This is a genomic window from Paenibacillus paludis (assembly GCF_042610515.1).
Taxonomy (GTDB): domain Bacteria; phylum Bacillota; class Bacilli; order Paenibacillales; family Paenibacillaceae; genus Paenibacillus_AQ.
In genome coordinates this window covers 56,767-77,597 of sequence record NZ_JBGJZP010000019.1, presented here as the reverse complement: position 1 = coordinate 77,597, position 20,831 = coordinate 56,767, and the positions used below count along the sequence as shown (strand labels likewise).

At 49.2% G+C, this 20,831-nt stretch carries 19 protein-coding genes; 13 read left to right on the top strand and 6 right to left on the bottom strand.

Annotated elements, in window-relative coordinates:
- Window positions 1–70 precede the first annotated feature (70 nt).
- Window positions 71–868, bottom strand: a complete 798-nt coding sequence (locus tag ACAN56_RS27440; protein WP_038597999.1) for an AIM24 family protein — start codon at window positions 866–868, stop codon at window positions 71–73.
- 419 nt (window positions 869–1,287) lie between these two features.
- Here ACAN56_RS27440 and ACAN56_RS27435 point away from each other — a divergent pair, with 419 nt between their 5' ends.
- Window positions 1,288–2,994, top strand: a complete 1,707-nt coding sequence (locus ACAN56_RS27435; RefSeq protein WP_379146798.1) for an ABC transporter ATP-binding protein — start codon at window positions 1,288–1,290, stop codon at window positions 2,992–2,994.
- Window positions 2,995–3,089: 95 nt separating this feature from the next.
- Here the strand turns inward: ACAN56_RS27435 and ACAN56_RS27430 are convergent, their stop codons facing one another.
- Window positions 3,090–3,446 carry a DUF5823 family protein gene (locus tag ACAN56_RS27430; RefSeq protein WP_379146796.1) on the bottom strand — a complete coding sequence of 119 codons (357 nt, stop codon included), beginning with the start codon at window positions 3,444–3,446 and terminating at the stop codon, window positions 3,090–3,092.
- Complete coding sequence (locus tag ACAN56_RS27425; protein ID WP_231578355.1) at window positions 3,436–4,323, bottom strand: helix-turn-helix transcriptional regulator; 888 nt, start codon at window positions 4,321–4,323, stop codon at window positions 3,436–3,438. The genes ACAN56_RS27430 and ACAN56_RS27425 overlap by 11 nt, the downstream gene beginning before the upstream one ends.
- A gap of 190 nt (window positions 4,324–4,513) precedes the next feature.
- On the opposite strand from ACAN56_RS27425, the gene ACAN56_RS27420 reads away from it, so the two are divergent.
- Complete coding sequence (locus ACAN56_RS27420) at window positions 4,514–5,383, top strand: SMI1/KNR4 family protein (protein WP_038597994.1); 870 nt, start codon at window positions 4,514–4,516, stop codon at window positions 5,381–5,383.
- A gap of 474 nt (window positions 5,384–5,857) precedes the next feature.
- Window positions 5,858–6,985, top strand: a complete 1,128-nt coding sequence (locus ACAN56_RS27415) for a kanamycin nucleotidyltransferase C-terminal domain-containing protein (RefSeq protein ID WP_379146791.1) — start codon at window positions 5,858–5,860, stop codon at window positions 6,983–6,985.
- 62 nt (window positions 6,986–7,047) lie between these two features.
- Here ACAN56_RS27415 and ACAN56_RS27410 read toward each other — a convergent pair whose 3' ends face one another.
- Window positions 7,048–8,238 carry an MFS transporter gene (locus tag ACAN56_RS27410; protein WP_379146907.1) on the bottom strand — a complete coding sequence of 397 codons (1,191 nt, stop codon included), beginning with the start codon at window positions 8,236–8,238 and terminating at the stop codon, window positions 7,048–7,050.
- 274 nt (window positions 8,239–8,512) lie between these two features.
- Between ACAN56_RS27410 and ACAN56_RS27405 the strand changes: the two genes are divergently transcribed.
- Both ACAN56_RS27405 and ACAN56_RS27400 read left to right on the top strand, forming a co-directional pair.
- A complete protein-coding gene (locus ACAN56_RS27405) occupies window positions 8,513–9,094 on the top strand; it encodes a TetR/AcrR family transcriptional regulator (RefSeq protein ID WP_038597991.1) in 582 nt (193 codons plus the stop codon).
- A gap of 100 nt (window positions 9,095–9,194) precedes the next feature.
- Window positions 9,195–9,905, top strand: coding sequence for a DUF421 domain-containing protein (locus ACAN56_RS27400; protein ID WP_038597989.1), 711 nt, complete (start codon window positions 9,195–9,197; stop codon window positions 9,903–9,905).
- A gap of 156 nt (window positions 9,906–10,061) precedes the next feature.
- On the opposite strand, the gene ACAN56_RS27395 is transcribed toward ACAN56_RS27400, so the two are convergent.
- The gene (locus ACAN56_RS27395) at window positions 10,062–10,409 is read right to left on the bottom strand and encodes a helix-turn-helix domain-containing protein (protein WP_379146787.1); all 348 of its coding nucleotides are present in this window, start codon (window positions 10,407–10,409) and stop codon (window positions 10,062–10,064) included.
- 153 nt (window positions 10,410–10,562) lie between these two features.
- Here ACAN56_RS27395 and ACAN56_RS27390 point away from each other — a divergent pair, with 153 nt between their 5' ends.
- Both ACAN56_RS27390 and ACAN56_RS27385 read left to right on the top strand, forming a co-directional pair.
- Window positions 10,563–10,904, top strand: coding sequence for a hypothetical protein (locus tag ACAN56_RS27390; protein WP_052092387.1), 342 nt, complete (start codon window positions 10,563–10,565; stop codon window positions 10,902–10,904).
- 176 nt (window positions 10,905–11,080) lie between these two features.
- Window positions 11,081–11,836 carry a sugar phosphate nucleotidyltransferase gene (locus ACAN56_RS27385; protein WP_379146783.1) on the top strand — a complete coding sequence of 252 codons (756 nt, stop codon included), beginning with the start codon at window positions 11,081–11,083 and terminating at the stop codon, window positions 11,834–11,836.
- Window positions 11,837–11,941: 105 nt separating this feature from the next.
- Here ACAN56_RS27385 and infC read toward each other — a convergent pair whose 3' ends face one another.
- Window positions 11,942–12,457: a translation initiation factor IF-3 gene (gene infC, locus ACAN56_RS27380; protein WP_379146781.1), complete on the bottom strand. Its 516-nt coding sequence runs from the start codon at window positions 12,455–12,457 to the stop codon at window positions 11,942–11,944.
- A gap of 139 nt (window positions 12,458–12,596) precedes the next feature.
- Between infC and ACAN56_RS27375 the strand changes: the two genes are divergently transcribed.
- The 6 genes from ACAN56_RS27375 to ACAN56_RS27350 all read left to right on the top strand — a co-directional run bounded on the left by ACAN56_RS27375 (window position 12,597) and on the right by ACAN56_RS27350 (window position 20,814).
- Complete coding sequence (locus ACAN56_RS27375; protein ID WP_038597981.1) at window positions 12,597–13,055, top strand: RidA family protein; 459 nt, start codon at window positions 12,597–12,599, stop codon at window positions 13,053–13,055.
- A 16-nt stretch (window positions 13,056–13,071) separates the two neighbouring features.
- Window positions 13,072–14,400: an Imm51 family immunity protein gene (locus ACAN56_RS27370; RefSeq protein WP_379146778.1), complete on the top strand. Its 1,329-nt coding sequence runs from the start codon at window positions 13,072–13,074 to the stop codon at window positions 14,398–14,400.
- Window positions 14,401–15,235: 835 nt separating this feature from the next.
- A complete protein-coding gene (locus ACAN56_RS27365; protein ID WP_379146775.1) occupies window positions 15,236–17,692 on the top strand; it encodes a hypothetical protein in 2,457 nt (818 codons plus the stop codon).
- A 137-nt stretch (window positions 17,693–17,829) separates the two neighbouring features.
- Window positions 17,830–18,726: an ABC transporter ATP-binding protein gene (locus ACAN56_RS27360; RefSeq protein WP_379146773.1), complete on the top strand. Its 897-nt coding sequence runs from the start codon at window positions 17,830–17,832 to the stop codon at window positions 18,724–18,726.
- Window positions 18,723–19,958: an ABC transporter permease gene (locus tag ACAN56_RS27355; RefSeq protein ID WP_052092386.1), complete on the top strand. Its 1,236-nt coding sequence runs from the start codon at window positions 18,723–18,725 to the stop codon at window positions 19,956–19,958. The genes ACAN56_RS27360 and ACAN56_RS27355 overlap by 4 nt, the downstream gene beginning before the upstream one ends.
- 13 nt (window positions 19,959–19,971) lie before the next feature.
- Entirely contained in the window at window positions 19,972–20,814 is an 843-nt protein-coding gene (locus ACAN56_RS27350; RefSeq protein WP_052092385.1) for an SDR family NAD(P)-dependent oxidoreductase, read from the top strand.
- Window positions 20,815–20,831: the final 17 nt, after the last annotated feature.

The following is a 20,831-nucleotide window of genomic DNA, read 5'->3' as shown; positions in this document are numbered from 1 at the left end:
CCGATACCGAAGAAGACAAAGGGCCATCCAAGCGGATGGCCCTTGTTCAAAATATAAGTTAGTTTACGGATCAAGACGTGGGATTCGCTTGGAACAGACTGTTTTTGTACTGAATCAGCGGTGCCAGCCACACCATACCCGTGCCCCGGTATACATTGACCAGTCCCTCGCCGGAGGCCGCAGAGCCCATCCGGGTTTTGCCGGATTTCTCAACGGTGAAGTCCAGGGAATTGGACCACATTAACGCAAAGTTCCCATCCACCTTCAGTACATCATTCTGCAATTCGATGACGACGGCTTCTTCGGAAGGAATCGGTGCTTCCAGTGCCAGGATGCCTTTTCCTTTGGCGCTTAGATTAAACAGTCCTTCTCCTCCGAGTACGGCAGAGGATGCGTTCTTACGCGCAGTGACAGCAACGTCCAGTGTCGACTCGCAAGCCAGGAACATGCCATCATCAATGACGATATGGTCGTTGTCGACATCAATCAGCCACAAATATTTATAGGTGGTCTCCAGCAGAATCGTTCCCGTACCTTTGTAAAGCGGTTTGATTGCCGTGGTGCCGGTCACCGCACTGGAGACGATGTTTCTCATGAGCCCTCCAACACCCTTAACCCCGGAGGTCATTTCAATATTGCCAATCATATATTGCATCGCCCCTGCGCTCAGCATAACCTCACTGTTGCTCAGTTCAATCATAAGCTGCTTGTTGCGCATATTGCTTTTGCTCATGAAGAAGTTGTTTTGGGCTTCCAGCAGTGTGGTGCTGCTCAGATCCTCTTTATATTCGATGACCGTAAATCCGCCAAGCTGCTCCTTAATCACCACATTGCTGTTATCTTTCAGATTATTAATCGTGTAAGCCATAATATACACTCCTTCACCCTCGCAGATATTGTGACAATACGCAGTTGCCTTCAAGGCATAGGTATTCGACAAGAAAGGGCAGTATCCTTGCTTTTCACTCTTGAATAATAACAATATGAAATATATAATATGGAGAATCTGACAAATGAGGTGAATGGATGTCTTTCCGTATCGTTCCGAGGAACTAGTAATCGGGCTGGGTAACACGCGTACCAGCTATCAAGGGGGCAGTCTGTCTCTTTGATCGACTATTACTAGCATTCGGAATGGTGTCGGGCAGTCATTTTACGGAGCCGGGACACTAAGCGGTTTAACTTTGGGCCACACATTTTTGAATTGTGGGGGTTCTCTGGAGTTGAACGGCGAAGGAAGTCCCGGCTTTTTTATATACTTCATTTGAAAGATTGGGGATATCTGTGATGTTGAGAAAATGTCTTGTCCATCTGAAAGGGTGGATTGTGCTGTATATCAGTTTAGGTTTTGCCATCCAATTCTTAAGCAGTCTGGGGATTGTGGTCTTTCAGAAGATCCTGGATAGGGCTGTGGAAGGAACATCTTTAGGAGAAATTTCGGGCTTTATTGTGAGCTATGGGGTACTGCTGGGCCTGGTGGTCGTCCTTAACTATGTGGATGAATATCCAAGCGCCCATCTGTCGAACAGCATCACGGAGCGATTGAAGATCCTGGCGCTGTCCAAAATATCCAAAATCGATTATCTGGCCTATCAGGAGATGGGTACAGGTCAAATGATCAAAGTGATTGAGAACGGTGCAGCGGCCGGCAACAGCATTATATACTCCTTTTTCCTCAAAACCCTGCATGAGCTGCTGCCCACGATAATCTTCAGCCTGATCTTCATCAGCTTCTACGATATGCGGATCATGCTGGTGATTGCTGCCGGCTATGTTGTGATCTTCCTGATCACAAACATATTGCTCAAAGGTTTGTACCGGATCAAGTCGACCATACTTCAAGAGCAAGAAGCGATGTCCAGATATTCCATTCGTGGATTTATGGAGCTGGTCGTCTTCCGGACGAACAGAAAGTATGAGCAGGAGATCCGCAAAATAAGTGATACCGCAAGAAATATCATTCATAAAAGCGCTCAGCTGCAAATGATTCATGAGTCCTTTTTTGCAATCTTCGAACTGTTTATTACCGTCATCAAAGTGATTGTGCTGATCTACGGGGTGAGAAACGTGGTATCAGGTCAGGCCTCCCTTGGGGTGATGGTCGCATTGTTTATGTTTATTGATAAAATTTATACGCCGATTGCCATTTTCAATGTGCTGTTCGTGAATTATCGGCTGAATAAGGTAACCTACCAGCGGTTTGAGCAGTTCATCAACGCGCCGGAGGACCGGAATCTGGAGGCCGGAACAGCAGTTACGGAGCTGCGGGGTGCTTTTGATTTCAGAGCTGTGTCTTTTGGATATGGAGAGGTTCCGGTTCTGCGGCAATTATCCTTTTCGATTGCGCCCGGAACATCGGTTGCTCTGGTGGGACTGAGCGGAAGCGGAAAATCGACGATCATCAAATTAATGGCCGGACTGTTAAAAAAGAGCGGAGGCCAGCTGCTGCTCGACGGCATGGAGTTGGATCAGATTTGCCTGAACAGCTATTACGAACATATCTCCTATCTCTCCCAGGACAGTCCGATTTTTGACGATTCGATCCGGGGGAATATGGTGTTCGAGCAGAGCCTTCCGGATGAAGAGCTGTATGCTGTGCTGGACAAGGTTCATTTGAAGGAGAAGGTGCTGCAGCTGCCGGAGCAGCTGGATACCCTGGTAGGGGAGAAAGGCCTCAAATTATCGGGAGGCGAAAGACAGCGTTTGGCCTTTGCCCGGGCTATTTTGCAGAAGAGAAATGTTGTCATTCTGGATGAACCGGTATCAGCCCTCGATAATATTACGGAGAAAAGCATCATGGAAACGGTCTTCCGCGAATTTCAGCACAAAACGGTGATCATTATAGCCCATAGGCTGAATTTTATTAAAGAGGTCGACAAGATTCTTGTGATGGAGAACGGCTGTCTTGCGGGCGAAGGAGATTTCGGGTCCTTAATGGAACAGTGCGCTCCCTTCAGGGCCTTGTGGAATAATGGCAGGGGAATTGTGGAGTAAAAGGATCGAAGAAACGGCTACCGTTCTTATTAGAACAGTAGCCGTTTCTCTCTAATAACACTGGATTCTTCCGCCAGCATGATGCTGCCGGGTATCTAACCAAACTCTTCCCTTTGCGAGATTTTGAACAGTGCAGCAAAAATGGCGGTGACAATGGATAAGGTGATCAGATAGGGCTGCGACATCGTCAACTCCGCAAACCAATACTCCCTTTTTATGTTCAATTTCTGGGTAATCAGTGACAAAACTACGGACAGATCATACGTGATCACCATAAGCATGCCGGCAGTATAGTAGGTGCGGTCCTCCATCGGAGCAACCCCTTGGTCGATAATACCTGCAAAAAACTTTGCGATAAGCATGGCCACGATCCAGGCGATCAGATGGGAAGCTGTCTCTATAAGAACATTTTTTGAATAACTTCCTGCAGTGACTAAAAAACTATTGGTCAAATTTCAGATTTTGCGGTTCCGGCGGAAAGACTTCTGCATCCACCAGACCATCCGTTACCGGGATATCCTTGCCTACTTCTTCAAATTCACAATCTCCCAGCCATACCTTCCCGGGGCCTGTCAACAGGATTCCGATATTGATACATACGGCTTCGGGAGGTACATCCAGCACACAAGCGTAATGGTTCCATTCCGTGGTCCCCCGAATGCTTCTGTGCTGCATGTTGTCGAAGGCTAACAGGTTCTGCAGCTTATCATCAATCCGCATCCATAAACCGCACCAGTCGGTGACATTCTCCGTACTGACAAAGCCGGAAAACCGCATCCGCTTTCCCGCATACGGCTGGGCTTGGAATTGCTGCATCACCGTACCGAAATCATTGAACTCAAATGTTTCTCCGGCCGTAGACTGCAGACAGACAGAGGGGGTGGTCTTATAGCGGATTCGGGTATCCAGCGTCACCTTATACTTCTCCGGAGTCGTTCCGGTAACTTTCCAGCCTTTAATTTCTGACATTGTGTAGACCTCTCTTTCCTGAATCAGCAGTTTCATCTGCGCTCTGTATTGGGCAGGCGGTAAAGCATAGATTTCCTTAAAAGCTCTGGTAAAGGCTTCCTGGCTCTCAAAGCCATATTGCAGTGCGATGTCAAGAATACGTTCCTCCGAATAAAGCAGGAGATTTGCCGCACAGCTTAGCCTGCGGGTGCGGATATGCTCATACACACTTTTGCCGACATATTTACGAAAAATCCGGTGGAAGTGATACTTGGAGAACCCCGCTTCTTGTGCAATCCGTTCCAGACTGAGCTCCTCTTCGAGATGCTGTTCAATATACTCAATGCTCGTATGGATCAAATGGTAGTACAGTGTGTTCACCCCTTCCGGCAAGTAATACTATATAACATACATCTGAACCGATTTTGATAAATCTTGCTATGATTTAAACATCATCTAGTGTGTCTTCCGGTGCAGCATAAAGTTCCACTTCGTCCTTGGTTGGCTGGAATCAGGCTGGAAATGGTATAATTCCTATAGGTAGTAGTTATCGAACTGGGAGGCATAAATAATGAGTGAAAATCTGTTGGAACAACTGGAATTATGGCATGAAGAAGATGAGATTCAGGAGATCGTCGATGCGATTGAGGAGATTGATCCAGAGGAACGGGATTATGTGCTGAATAGCCACTTGGGCAGAGCGTTGAATAATCTTGGACGTTATGAAGAGGCACTGGAGCTTTTTGAGGAAATCGCCGAAGAGGGCGAAGAGGATCCGCTGTGGCATTTCCGCGTAGGCTTCTGCCATTACTATCTGAAGCAATATGATGAAGCCATCAGAGAGTTTGAAATCGCTGACAAGCTGGACCCTGAAGATGAAGATACCCTGGAGTTTCTGGCACTCAGCCGCCGTAAAGCCGCTAAGAAGAAGTCCACTGTCAAGAAGCCTGTACAAAAATTCGACTTCTCGAACTTTTGGGATGACAGCGAGTATGCACTCGATACCTACGTATCAGAGCCGCCTTCGGATGAGCTGATTGCTTCCGTAGAGGAAGAATTGGTCTTCAAACTGCCGGCGTTCTATACTTCCATGATGAAATTACATAACGGGGGGATTCCGCACAACACGCGTATTCCTTTAGAACAAGAGGATCTCGAAATTTCCGGGTTTCTGGGCATTGGACGGGATAAGAGTCAATCGCTGTGCGGAGCTGCGGGCAGCCGGGTTAGGATTGAAGAGGGCGGATACCCTGAGATTGGCGTAGTCATTTGCGACACCCCTGCCGCAGAGCATGAAGTAGTAATGCTGGATTACCGCTCATCCGGCAATGACGGCGAACCGGAGGTTGTTCATGTGGACAAGGACAATAACTACAAGATCACGAAGCTGGCCAATAACTTTGAGGCCTTTATTCGCGGACTGGTGAGTGCGGAGAACTGAGTTGCCGCGGATAGAATCGTGCAGTTCAGTGTAATGACGTCATGCTGAATAGTTTCAATGCAAAGGCTCTCTATAAGGAGGGCCTTTTTGCAACTGATAAGAAGGGACATATATAGATTGAACTTGGAAAATAAAAAAAGGTGGAAGTGACGGAGGGGAAGTTTGGAACTGTAGGAGCGATAGCGTCCGCCTGAAAGCTTTCCGTAGGAAAGCTCTCTTCGAAAGCATAGGCAGTCTGTGGATTTCAACCGCTTAGAGCGGAATAAAACCAAGAAATCTGCAGACAACAGCGGCCGGAAGTCCAAACATTCACCGCAGTTACGATAATAACCCAAAATAAAAGATCTAAAGTTCAAACTATATAGCCGGTTCTTCTGGACAGTAGACAAAAATTATAGCCGAACTCTGCCTAAACGGGTGGATTAAACTTTGATATGATGACGGGGCAAGGCTTACACAACGGGAGGAAATAAAATGTTGAATGTGTTTGATGTTGCCAAGACGCTTGTACATCAAATTGAAAAAGTTTATTCCGAAGATATCGCGCTGGTTGCTTATTACGGGTCATATGCTCAAGGGACGGCTACTAAACGCTCGGACCTGGACTTCTTTTTCATTCCGGCTACGCCTGAAGGTTACGGGGCAAGCATTCAGTTTATTATTGATGACATCAGTTTCGACTTTTGGCCAATCAGTTGGGAACGTGCGGCAAGCATGGCCTCATTTGAGGAATTCAAAACTTCGATTATCGCTGACTGCAAGCTGCTGTATGTGCGCTCAGAGGAAGACCGGGAAAGATTCATGAAGCTGCGTGAACCTATTTCCAGCATGCAATCCCCGGAAAATAGACGCAACAGGGTCGGAAAAGCAGAAGCCGAGTTCTGCAATGTATACACACATTTGTATAAACTTTGCCGTGCCGGTGCATCTGAGAATATAGCGTATTACAGAACAGAAGCGTACGGCTTATTAACGAGGGGGCTGCAAAGCCTGGCGTTGCTGAATGGAACATATTATAAAAGCGGCTTCGGTAAGAACCGGGAGCAAGTTCTCAGTCTTCCGTTACAACCGCCCCGCCTGGAGCCGCTGATGGAAACCATTATGCGCAGCAGCGTAACAAGCGAGATTGTAGAAGCGTGTGAGGAACTGGTAGCGGGTATATTTGCTATTCTGTCAGCGGAGCAGGAAATGGGTTATGACGCACCTTCTTACCCCGACCGCATGAAGGGTTGTTATGAAGAGGTGAAGGGCGTTCTGGACAAAATCATTACCGCTTGTGAAAGGAATGAGTATGATACGGCATTCTTTTCCGCCATACAGGCACAGGAGGAGATCGCCAGCTTTTTATTTCTTGCCGAGACGGGAATCTGGCCCAGCGATTTGATGCTTCATTCGGCTTATGAGAACGTATACCGGCGGTTGGGATTCCCGGAGCTGGCTGGATTGCTGAACCCGGATGACCTATCACCGTTACAAACCGCTGTGGAACGGTTAAACGCTGATTTGGAAGGGCTTTTCCGCTCCAAGGGAGTGGAGATCAACCGCTTCGCGGATATTGAAGAATTTGAAGCATTTCTAAAGGGGAAATACGCAACAGCATAATTTATTCTGCGGGAGCAAAGCACTCATCCTTAAAGGGATGGGTGCTTTTTGTGATGTTGGAATCAGTACAATCGGCGTGTCAATGCCCAGAAGAGCAGGGCCAATGCACTGACAACTGCGCCCAGCAAGCATACTCCGTTCCAGCCCATGTGCTCATAGATCGTGGTCGATGCAATGGACCCGGTGGCGCTGCCGATGGAATAAAAAATCATGTAACCAGCGGTAAGCCGGCTTCGCGCTTCAGGCCGCACAGAGAGAATCATGCTCTGGTTGGTGACATGTACCGCTTGGACTGCCAGGTCAAGCAGGAGGATACCAGCGATTAAAGCCCAAAGCGAATGTTCGGTATAACTGATAGGCAGCCATGACACAAGCAGCAGAATCAGTGCCGCGCCGGTGGTCCGCTGTCCTAATCCCCGATCCGCAAGACGCCCTGCCCGCGCTGCCGCTAACGCCCCGGCGGCTCCAGCAAGGCCAAACGCTCCAATCGCAGTGTGTGACAGAGAAAGCGGCGGAGCACTAAGCGGCAGCACAAGCGAGGTCCATAGGATACTGAAAGCAGTGAAAATCATCAGGGCGAGGGCAGCACGAATGCGCAGGACTCGTTCCTGCAAGAACAAGGTGAGTGTAGAGCGCAGCAGCTGCAAATAGGATAATGACTCTCTTTCGTGCTCATCATGAGGCAGTACCCGGAACAATACGCCAGCCATAAGCAGCGATAATCCAGCAGAGACTACGTAAACAGAGCGCCAGCCGGCTAAATCCGTCAATAGGCCGGCAAACGTCCGTGCAAGCAGAATCCCGATGACGATTCCACTGGTTACGAGACCGACGACACGTCCGCGTTCGGCTGGCGCCGCAAGGGTTGCCGCGAACGCAACGAGCGTCTGCGTCACTACGGCGAGCAGGCCAACAATGGCCATACCTATAAACAATACGATGCTGGAAGAGGCAGTTCCCACCACAACTAAAGCCAGGACGGATAAAAGCATCTGTCCGGCGATTAGCGAGCGCCGGTTCAGAAGATCACCGAGCGGAACCAGCAGCAGCAGTCCCAGGGCGTAACATACTTGTGTGATTGTAATAACGATTCCGGCGGATGAATGAGGGATGCGGAACTCATCCGCAATAGCGTCAAGCAAAGGCTGTGCGTAATAAATATTGGCGACAGCGAGTCCACAGGCGATGGCAAACAAGAGCGGCACATAACCGGGGATTGCAGAGCGGGGTGCTTCTGCTTGAGCTGGCTCCAATCCGGTGCCTGTATCCTCTACTGCAATGAACTTCGTTTCTGCATCAAGCTTCTTCAAAGCTAATACCTCCATGAATTTAGTATTGAGTAATTTAATAATAACATACTGATCAGTACATAATTAGTCTTAGAAAATATACTGCTATAAAATGCTGATTGTCAAGTATTTAAACCGAAATTATACGAGGATTGAGCTAAAAAATGTGGATTATTGATAAGTAATCTATGGTATTATAGATGAATAACATACCGTTCGATACGTAAAGGGGTGCATTATGGCTAGGCTTCGCGAATTTAATGAGGAAAAGGCACTGGATGCAGCTATGCAGCTATTTTGGGAAAAGGGGTTCGAAGCGACCTCATTAAGCGATTTAACATCTGCTATGGGCATTCAGCGGCCAAGCATCTATTCGGCTTTTGGAGATAAAAAAGGACTATTTGAGGCAGCTTTGCGGAAATACACAAGTGCCCACGCTTCTGATGTTCGTACCAGCCTTCAAAAGAATGTAACGGTTAGAGAGGCATTCCGTGATTTTTTTGATGCTCTGGTGGCAAAAGAATATGGAAACGGCGCGAATTGGGGATGCTTCTGTATCAATTCAATGGTGGAGCTTGCACCTCATGATGAGAAGTTTGAAATCCTGACGAGGGAGCACCAGATGTATCTTTCGGTAATATTTCAGGAAACGATTGAACGAGGGGTGCGTTCAGGCGAGCTGGATGCCTCTATTAACGCCAAAAGTTTGGCACAGACACTGGTCGTGTCACTGATAGGACTCACGGTAATGCTGAAATCCCGTCCTGAACGGTCATTCGTCGATAATTTTGTGAAAGAGATCCTTACATTGCTTAAATAATCAACCAGGTCCCGCAGCGCATCCCTACAGGTGAGGATTCTCAAGCCCTGCTGTTTCTTTTGAACCCGTTTGGAAATAATGGGGGGGAGGAGGCTTGAAGATGAACTATGTAGAAATTCTTATGCGGACCATTCTCGCAGTGGGACTGCTGCTGCTCATTCCCCGAATCTTAGGCAAGCAGACCCTTTCGAGCATGACATCGAACGATTTCGTGACCAGCATTACGCTGGGCTCCCTGGCGGCCAACCTGGCCTTTAATATTAGCCTAAAATCCTCATATCTTGTCCTGTCTCTGGTTGTGATTACAGCCATCTCGTTCCTGCTCTCCTTCATTGCGCTCAAAAGCCGCAGCCTGCGCAGCTGGATCTCCGGCTCCCCCACCGTGCTGATCGAGGACGGCAAAATTATGGAGGCCAACATGCGTAAGATCCACTATACGCTGGATTCGCTGGACCAGGCGCTGAGAGAGAAGGATATTTTTAATATTGAAGAGGTCGAATATGCTGTACTTGAGGATAACGGACAGGTCTCTGTTCTGAAGAAGGAAGCGTATCAGTTCGTCACGAAGCAGGATCTGGGGCTGGCGCTGCAATCGCAGGTTTTTCCCGTGGAGCTGATCATGGATGGCGTGGTGGTGGAGGACAATCTGAAGCGGAACGGGCTGACCCGGGAGTGGCTGGAGAATGAGCTGAGGCAGAAGCAGAAAGGGAAGTCACTGGCTGATGTGTTCTATGCAGTAAGAGGCACGCGGCAGCAGGTGGTGTTCGATTTCTATGAGGACGGGATACAGCAGCCGCTGGATCAGGAGTAGGGTCACACAATTAGAAAGTTATAACCTTGAGGTTCTTTGGAAACTGGTAATACTCGGGTGACCGAGACACATATATTTTTTTCATGTAAGACCTCGAGTGCAAAGAGACCCTAACCGCCAAGTAAGGGTCTTTTTACTGTGCATGAGTCTTTTTTATTAGGCCTCAAAAGCTCCCTTAACCTCTCTAACTATCCTTTTCATCGTATCAATCTGCCTAACACTCAACTCACTAACAGTAGCCGCATATTCATCAATTGCTCTACGCTGTGCGGCCTCTATCTCACTCAAATCATCATGATTTTGAAATAACTCTGTAGGTTGAATTTTTAGTGCTGTAACTATCTTCTCCAATGTATCAATTGAAAAATTCCGTTCGCCACGCTCTACTGCCCCTATGTATGCATCATCCAGGTTGGATAGTTCCGCTAACTGTTGTTGTGTTAATCCCTTTGCTTTTCTTATAGCCCGAATTCTGTCTCCAACTGTATTCCGTAAGTCTGTCATGGTAATCACCTCTCCTAAAGGTTAGGAGAGTATGGGCACAAATAGCAGGGTTATAAAGGCGGTAAAATATATTGATAATACTACTTTATAGTAGTATATTTGATTTATTGTACTACTTCTTGGCTAATATATAAAGAAAAAAGAAGGCATACCGTGTACCCATCCATTCTGAAATCACTGAAGCCGGATATTATTGTTGAGATGCTGGAAATGGCTTATCGCTTCGAGGATTGGGACAAGATGCTGAATACGGCGGGTATTCTGTACAGCTATGCACAGTGTATCTATAAGGAGCGGCAGTATTGCAAGGCTAAGAAGCTTCCGGTACAGATTCTGGATACGGAGCGCCCTCTGGTATATTATTTCGGGTTCAGTCATCTGATGCGGGGCATCGTGTGTCAGAAGCAGGGGAAGTATGAGGAGGCTAGAGATCCATATACTGTTATGCCGAGCTTGGCTGGATGGAGGACCTTGGTGAGGACGGAGTTGAAATAGCCGAGGAGTTCAGATACCTAGCCCGTGCCAACCTGTATATAGAGGATAGACTCTGGTTCAATGAGGTGGCGGGCTTAGACTATAAATGAATCCATTTCTACTAGGTTCGCTTGGCTGTCCGTCGCCGGTGGTATATAGTAGAGGGACATTTTCCAAGGTAGAGGAGCGAACAGGGAATGATTGCATTAATCTTGGCTGCGGGGTATGCGACCCGTCTCTATCCGTTAACCAGGGATACGCCGAAGCCGCTGCTTCCGGTACAAGGAAACCGTACGATTCTGGATCTGCTGGTTGACCGTCTGGAGGTACTGGAGGAGATTACGGAGATTCTGATTGTGACGAATGACCGCTTCTTTCATGCTTTTGAGCAGTGGCATCAGCAGTACAGGGGGACGAAGCCGATTCGTATTCTGAATGACGGTACCTCTTCCCCAGAGGGGCGGTTAGGAGCGATTGGCGATATCCAGTTTGTCATCGGGCGGGAACAGCTGCAGGAGGATTTGCTGGTGCTGGCGGGCGACAACGTGCTCGGCTTTGGCCTTGAGGGGTATCTGAATTATTTTCATAAAGTGGATACAGACTGCATTCTGGTCCGGACAGTGGACGATATTGAGGAACTGCAGAGTGTTGGCGTGGCGGAGCTGGATGCACAAAGGCGTGTCCTTTCTTTAGAAGAAAAGCCGCAGTCACCCAAGACGAACATTGGCGTATTTGCACTCTATATCTACAAGCGCTCTACATTGCCGTTATTCTCCCGTTATCTTGCCGAAGGCGGCAACCCGGATGCGCCGAGTTATTTTCCCGAGTGGCTGCATTCCCGCCAAGAGATGCGGGCCTACTATACGGAGGGTACGATTGATGATGTGGGCACCCCGGAAGCTTATGCCCAGATGCGGGCTAGACTGGGGAACGCCCAAGAGGAGCAAGGTTAATCTTCAAGCTGTAAGCAGTTCATCCTGTAGGGGATGGACTGCTTTTTTTGTACGACCAGCATGGGCGTCAGCTCTTGGGGGGAGTCCCGAACGGGGACTTACCGCTTATCGCGGATTTACTTTTACCTGCGAGCCTTTGCCGCTGGTTTGGATGCCGCTTTCCTTCAATCCGGCTTCCTTCAAATCGCCCAGCAGCCGCTCCAGCACTGCCTTGGCTGCTGCCGCCTCCTTCGCTCCGTTCGCCTTCACGACCAGCTGCACCGGCTTGCCGGAGCGCAGATGCTTGTCTGCCTGGCGCAGCTTGGTATCGTAATCATGCTCTTCGATGTGAGCGGTGAAACGAAGCTCCTTGACCTTCCCGCTGCCGCTCTGGCTTCCGGCATGTCCAGCGCCCGCTTTGCGGGACGCGGCTTCCTTCTGCGCGGCCGCTTTTCCCTTGCCCTTAGCGATCAGGCTGCAGGGAGGGGGGCTGCTCATCAGCGAGGTGCAGACGAGGTCTGCACCGGCAGAGCGGGCCATCGCCAGCGCTTCCGCTCGCGATAACGTGCCGAGCTTCTCCCCCTTGAGGCCGGTCAGCACCACCTCGGATGCTTTGATTTGCTCGTTGATGAATACGGCCATGGAAATGGGCCCTCCTTTGTAAACAATGTTAAACCTATTTTATACGAAATGAGGCTGCGGTTCACCTATACGCTAAGGTTGATTTTATTATCTAAACGGTTAGAGTAGAATTAAACACTTCTATGCGGGAGGAACAGCCATGTCTGAACAAACTGTAGCCCAGAGATTAGAGTTATTGGGGATCGTGTTGCCTAATGTCAGTGAGCCGGCCGCTAAATACGCAAACTATGTCAAAGTGAATAATCTGTTGTTTGTGTCAGGGAAGGGCCCTGCCGGGAACCCCAAGGGTAAACTTGGCGATACCTTTACTACTGCGGAAGGCTATCAATTCGCCAGACAGGCCGGGCTTGAGGTTCTGGCCGTGCTGTCGTCGGCTTTGGAATCTCTGGAGCTTGTGCGAAGAGTGGTCAAGATTCAAGGGTTCGTTAATGCCACACCGGAGTTCGAAGAGCATCATAAGGTTCTGAATGGCTGCTCTGATTTAATGCTTGAGGTCTTCGGTGACCGGGGAATGCATGCGCGATCAGTATTTGGTGCGGTATCCGTGAGAGAAAATCTACCGATTATCATCGATTCCATTTTTGAAATAGCAGAATAATCCGGGAGGGTGAACTATGGACAATCATTGGATGAACCAACTAACGCTTTGGCATGAAGCCGATGAATATCAACAAATCGTCGACAGCATTATGGAGGTTCCTGCACAAGAGAGAGATTATGCGGTCATCGGCCAATTGGCGAGAGCGCTGAATAATCTGGAGCGATACGAAGAGGCGCTGGAACAGCTTTTGGCTATTGCCGGGCAGGGAGCGAATGATCCGTTGTGGCATTTTCGTGCGGGATATTCCTACTACTATTTGAAACAATATGAGGAAGCTGCCAGAGCTTTTAAAAAGGCCGACGAACTGGATCCCGGAGACCAGGATACGCTAATGCTATTAAATTGGAGTGTGCGCGGTGCCGAGAAGCAGAAAAGGGAGCAGAAGCGTTTTGCGGCTGCACAAATGGCCAAGGAACAGAGCGGTGATAGCAGCTCTTTTGAGCCAGCGGATTTCTCGGACTTTTGGGAGAACAGCGATTATGCTTTAAAAGAATATGTATCCGAGCCGCCGACGGAGGAGATGATTGCCTCAGTGGAGCAGGAGCTGGGTTACAAGCTGCCGGCCTCCTATATCGAACTGATGAAGCTGCAGAATGGGGGGATCCCGCAAAACACCTGTTTTCCTACCGGGGAAGCGACGTCATGGGCGGAAGACCATATTGCCATTTCAAGTATTATGGGAATCGGGCGTGAGAAAAGCTATTCACTGTGCGGAGATTTGGGCAGCCGCTTTATGATTGAAGAGTGGGGGTATCCGGATATTGGGGTGGTGATTTGCGACTGCCCATCTGCAGGCCATGATGTAGTGATGCTGGATTACCGTTTATGCGGCAGAGAAGGCGAACCTGCGGTTATTCATGTCGATCAGGAAGGCGATTATGAAATTACGTTTCTGGCCGGCAGCTTTGAAGCCTTTATCCGCGGATTGGTGAATGATGAGGAATATGATTATGATGTGTCTGAGGATGACGGGGATGAGGGGCTTACTCAGGAGGCAATTGAAGAAGGAGACCAGTTGAAACCCTTTATTCTGGTAGAGCAGGACAACGGCGGCATGTCAGTCATCTTAAACGCAGGCTCTTATAAAGCAGAGCTATTTCAGACACGGGAAGACGAGGGCTTCGAAGGGAGCGGTTATGACTGGGCTTCCCTGGCCTCTGTCTTTCTGGAAGAGAAGATGCCCGAGCTCGCGGACAGCATCCATTTTGACCCCGAAGCGGATATGTTCTGCGCGTATTCCAGCAATAGAGAGGCTGTGCAGAGCTTTGCGGCGGGCTTCAAAGCAGCTTGTGAGGAAGAAGCTCTTATCCGTGACTTATTCTCCCGTGCAGAACTCGATTAGCTAAACTACTATTAAGAAGGAATGAGAGCCGCTGCCAAGCGGCTTTTTTATTTATATCAGTTGAACTAGAGCGTGTCTTCAAACTGGAAGAACTCTGGAGAAGCAGGGATTTAGTATTGAAAGCAGGGTCCCTAAAAGCCTGCAGCGGGTTCGTTTACTCGGACTCAGGAGACGCTATGGGGAGTAAAACCCCTGTTTATTCTCTTTTGCGGACCCAGGCGACCTTATCTGCTCTGCATTCTATCTAAAAACGGCCATCAGAGAGAAATAACTGCGCTGGAGTCCGTTTTCCTCCTGTAACAGGCTAAAATCCCCAAATAAGTGCAACTCGGTCCGTTCATGCTCAGAGCCAGGAATACACTTTCCGGACGCATACACGCCTTCGGAAGAAGAGCGAAGTCTCTAAAACACCGAGACGTAAACCTCCACCGAAAAAACTACCTAGTGGTGAAATGCCTTTCTCCGCATGTGATCAGAAAATGCTACTGTACCTATCATTCCTTAGGGCATACAGCAGCAGGTTTTGGCGGGTGAAGCGGTTTGAAGACACGCCCTAAAGAACTACCTATGTAGATTCAACTTAAAAAATTGAGATAAGGAAAGGGAGGAACGGAGGGGGGGAACTGTAGGAGCGATAAGTTCAACTTATCTAGTTAAGAATTCTATACCTGCTTAGTTTTGCCAGCTGTTGCGCTTTTTGCTGCTGCATTCCGCAAGATGTTTGTGGGATGACGAAGGGTGCTTTTCGGTGTAAAACCTAAAAATATGAATTATGATTAGTCCATAAGAAAAATAATACGGCCCAAAAGTTACATAAGACGGCGAGGAGAGATGAATGGTGCTTGGACTATCCTTCGGGAACGGGATCACGCTGATACACTTCGAACAGCAGAAACCCAGGTTGTTCACTGCCGGTGATCATCTGGATTGCAGGTATATCAGAGCCTTCTTCAAAAGACAAGGGATGACGGCGACTCAATATATCGAACCTAATCTATCTAACATATATGATACAACTGCAGATATTGCTGCAATGGGGAATGAAATTATTGCGCTTCATGTAACACCGTCAAACTACCGGTTATGTAAGCGGTTGACCTCCACCCTTAAGGAGCAGGAGGGGCGGAACCGGGTCATCTGGTTTGGTAATCTGGCAGCGGTTATCGGTGAGGAAGTGTTCGGGGAAACAGAAGTGGACGGTTTGGTAAGGTGGAGTCCTGAACGGACGCTCTCCCGGCTGGTGAATACAGAGGTAGAGGGCTGGTCTGCTGTGAATGGATTTACATCCCGGACCATGGTTGGCAGAAAGCCTGGTGGAGATTCGCAGGCCCTTCCCGCGGAGGAGGAAGCCGCGGCTGCAGCAGGCGTCATGGAGCTGGATGAGCTGACCGGGGTATGGGAGGACACGTCAGACCGGAGGCGGGTGGCGATGCTGTCAGTAAAATGTGCGGATCAGCTCGGCAATCCTCATCATGTTGCCCAAGGGATACGGAGGCATTCTCCGGAGCGGCTGCAGCGTGATCTGGAGCTTGCGGTTCGGACATCCAGACAGACGGCACCCGTCATTACTATTGAGGGATTCTACCTGATCCGGGATGAGGTGCAGAGAGAGCAGATTCTGGAGGTTCTGGAAGAAGCGGTGTTCAAGGCTGGTTATAAGCTGACTGTTCCGCTGGAAGCCTGCACATATTCAATGCTGGAGCGATTTAAACAGTGTGGGGTAGAACAACTCCAGATCAAGGTTCCGCTGGGCATCACGCCGGATGCCTTCCCGAAAGATGAAGCAGTGAAATATATGATACGGCAAAGGCAAACCGGTCAGCCGATGACCTTCTCCGTTACGCTTACCGATGACGGAAACCGGGAAGCAGACCCCAGCCTTACGGCGGAGCTGCTGCACAGATGGATCACTGAAGGAGTGATTGAGGCGATATCTGTACGGGCAGAACCGATGGACCGGGCCAAAGCCATTCAACCTGTCATTCTCCCGGAAGCTTTAGCCGCTGTAATGCTTGAGCATCTGACCACAGAGCAGCCTCCGGTCTTATTAAACGAGTATACGGCCTATATGACCGGATACTATCCGCAGCAGGCGATCGGCGGTGGGGTCAAGCATATCGGGCTCACAGAACCGCTAGAGGAAGAAGTGCCCAGTAATTATTTTGGGGAGTACACAGCCCTCAATAGCGCACTTATATACGAATATAACCAAGTATACAGAGGAGAAAACCCAAGTTATATCTATTATGATTCCGATGGGGTATGGAAGCGCAGCAACCGGAGATTTGAGGAATTGTCGGAGGCTGCTGACAAAGAAGAATACTATTTATCCAATGCTCACCAAGTGGTGCAGACGGAAGGAACTGAATATATTCTGCAGCTGAATGACTTTCTCCAGGTGGAGCCGATCCGCATCCGGCAAATGGGCTATTCAGAAGCGGCAACCAGGGAACAGGATAAGAACAACGTGGAGTTCCAGATGCTAAGGATAACATCCACAGAAGATCTGGAGGCCTATCTGGAGGATGTGGACCATTTCAGCCGAACAGGGACCTTCCGGCACGGATATGAAATCCAGTCGTATCTGGTGGATAGCTGCCGCTGGTCAGGAGCCCAGACTTGCACAGTGAAGCAGCTTCCGCGGCTGTTCGTAGACGGCAATCAGGCGGTATCCGGGTGCAGAGGCTGCGGCGCTATCGGCACTCTGGATGATTCTATGGATAGGTTGCTGCTGCAGACTGCGGTGGTCTCGGATCGGGAGCAGCTAGTAAGAGGCTGCGCGACTTGTGAAATCAGTGATTCCTGCACCAAATGCAGTTTCCTGCCCGCCTACATGAACCGCCAGCAATATTGTAATATCCGCAAAAAACATAACACAATGCACTTATATATGCAGACCATTGAACTGCTCAAAGGGCTTAACAAATATTCGCAGGCTTTAGACGGTCTTAGTGTGGACAACTTCCGGATGTCGCTGCCAACCTGCACACACAAATACCCCTATGAGCGAAGAGGAAATGTCCGCTCGGCAGTCGCAGACACCGTATTTCTGTTCTTCATCGGGGAAACTCCGACGGTCTACCAGACTACCAGCCAGAAATTACTGAAGCTGAGCGAGCCCATGGCACTGCTGCTGGAAGGAATGATGGCGGGTGCCAATCGCTTTGAATTGAAGCAGGCCCTTAGGGACCGCTACCAAGTCGAAGAAGAACAAGCTGACCAAATCATATCCCAGGCTACAGATTTATTTATGCAGGAGGGATGCCTGAAACATCCTGTCGCAGTTTTGTGAACGTAGCTTGCCACCTCACAAGCCTACAGCCCTATGGCTGTAGGCTTTCATAAATCCGAAAATAACAGTTTCTTAGTTATACATATATGGACCAGCAAATCTAACCCGAATTAAATTGATGTAATGGAGGAAACAGCATGGGACTACAGATTAATGGATTAATGAAGCAATATGGGAACAATCGGGTTATTCACGATATCACCATTGAGGCGCCTACCGGCAAGGCTTTTGGACTTCTGGGAGGAAACGGGGCAGGTAAAACAACGACCATCCGTTCCATCCTCGGATTAGTGGATTATGATGCGGGAAGCATTCTGTGGGAAGGAAAACCGATCCTCGGCAACCGTCCGAGCATTGGGTATTTGCCGGAGGAACGGGGCCTCTATCCTAAGGAAAAGGTTAGTGAACAGCTGGTTTATTTCGCCAGACTGGAGGGCATGTCACGGCAGGCGGCTATAAAGGCCATGAAGCATTGGCTGGAGCGGCTCGGAGTCGCAGAGCATGAACATAGACGCGTAGAGCAGCTGTCCAAAGGGAACCAGCAGAAGGTGCAGATTATCTCTGCCCTGCTGCATGATCCTGAGCTGATCATTCTCGATGAGCCATTCAGCGGCCTCGATCCCATTAACTCGGATATGCTTGCGATGATCGTGAAAGAGCAGTTGTCCCTGGGAAAGACCATGATTTTCTCCAGCCATCAGATGGGGCATGTAGAACAGTTCTGCGAGGATATATGCATTCTTAAGCGTGGAAGAATGATAGTATCGGGCAGCATAGCAGACATTAAACGCTCCTATGAGCGCTGCAACGTGCTGCTGCGAAGTGATGAAGATCTCAGCCGGCATCTGGTGGCAACACATCTTCAGCCGCTTACCGCAGATGCAAAGGAATGGCAGATGAAGGTGCGGGATGAGGATGAGGCCAATGAGTTATTGCTGCGCTTAACCCAGATGGGCATCCGGCTGCTGAAATTCGAGATTAAAGAGCCAACACTGCATGAGATATTTGTGGAAAAGGTAGGTGAAGTGTCATGAGGAATTTTGGTCTGGTATTTGCTTACTCCTTCAAGGAACGCTTGCGATCCAAAGCTTTTACCTATTTGACACTGATTATGATTGTGGTTGTGGCTGCACTTGTACTAGTTCCAAAATTAACTCAGAATGACGGGGATTCCGCGAAGGGCGAAATTGATGTGCTGGATAGGACAGGAGCCATTCCGAACGCAGACAATTTCAAGGAGAATGTATCAGCTTCCTATGACTGGCGGATGATTACCGAGAATGAAAGGGCTAGTGAGCTGAAGCGTCTGGCAGAGAAGGAAGCACTTCTTGGGATTGTTCAGATTGAGAATCAAGGCAGCCAGCCGGTTCTTTCCTTAACCGTAAACAAGGCGGATGATGCTCCTTATATCCGTGAACTGAATAGCTACGTTCAGAATCAGTATACGATATTTCAAATTCACCAACTGGGCCTGGGACAGGAGCAGCAGAAGCAGCTGACCTCAGCAGTTCAAATGCAAATACAGGAGATGGAAGCCGGAAGCAAATCCTTAACTTCCACGTATTGGCCGGTCTATATGGTGACTTTCATGCTGTATCTTTTAATCTACATGTTCGGAAGCAATGTAGCAGTATCTGTATCCGTAGAGAAAGGCTCCCGGGTCAAGGAGATCCTGATTACGAAGGTTAAGCCGGTACAGCTTCTTTTCGGCAAGGTGTTTGGCGTTGGTCTGGCGGGCATTCTGCAATTTGCCATTATTGTTGGCGCGGTTTACCTCATCCTGACGGTGTCGGGTACGGGCGGGGTGCTGGAGCTGTTCGGCATGCCGGTGGATTTCTCCATTCTGGGCGGAACCACAATTATGCTGTTAACTCTCTTTTTCATTCTCGGTTATTTCTTCTTTGCTGCCTTGTTCGCGGCAACTGGATCGATGGTTAGCCGCAGCGAGGAAATCAACCAGGTGACGCTGCCTATCTCGATTTTGCTTATGGCAGGACTCATTGTTGCTATGTTAGCTATGCTGAACCCTGACGGCACACTGGCAGTGGTAGGCTCATACATTCCTTTCTTTACCCCGTTCGTTATGTTCGCAAGAATTGGCGCCTCAGATCTGACAGCCTTGGAGATTGTAATTCCGACGCTGATTCTGTTCGTATCTACCCTGGCTGCTTGCTGGCTGTCGGCGAAGATTTATCAGGTGGGTGTCCTCCTGTATGGACAGAAGCTGAATCCTAAACTGCTCTACAAAGCTATAAAGGCCTTATAGAGGGGGGGATGAGATGATGGGAAATGCAATGAAACCGGAGAAGCTGAAACCGGGCAAGGCACAGTGGAAAGAGCGCCCGATCCGTGCCGTTGAAGGCAAGAAGCTGCTTGGGCAATGGGTAATGGTGACCGGTGCCGGAAGCGGGATAGGGGCGGAAATTGCTGAGCATTTTGCAGAGTCCGGCGCTTCTATAGTGCTTACGGAGCTGCCCGAATTTTTGGAGAATGCCGAGAATGAGGCTGAACGGCTTCAGCGCTTATACGGTGTTGAGGTACTGTGCAAGCCCCTTGACCTGCGCAGCGTGGAGGACATCGAGCGCTGTGTGCGTTCTATCGAAGAACAGGTGGAGAGCATCGATATTCTGATCAACAATGCAGGCGTGAATCTGCCGTCGCCTGCACTGAGTCTGAGCGAGGAGCAATGGGATTTCGTCGTAGATATTAATCTCAAGGGCACGTTCTTCCTGACCAGAGAGGTCGCGAAGACGATGGTCCGCCATAAGCGGGGCTCCATCATCATGATTGCTTCCCATGACGGTGTGGTAGGCAGTGAGAACCATGCGCCCTACAGCGTTAGCAAGGCAGGACTGATTCATCTAACACGGTCCCTGGCTGCTGAATGGGCGAAACACGGGATTAGAGTCAATGCGGTGTCCCCAACCTTTGTCATTACCGATGCCAATGAGCAGGTGATGGATGATCCTCAGTTCCGGCGTACGAACCTGCCGCGTATTCCGCTCCGCAAGTTTGCGGTACCGGAGGATATTGCGAATTCGGTACTGTTTCTCGCCACAGATTCCGCAAGCATGATCACCGGGCATAATCTGGTGGTCGATGGCGGTTGGACTGTAGTTTAACCTGTGGTTATCCTGGA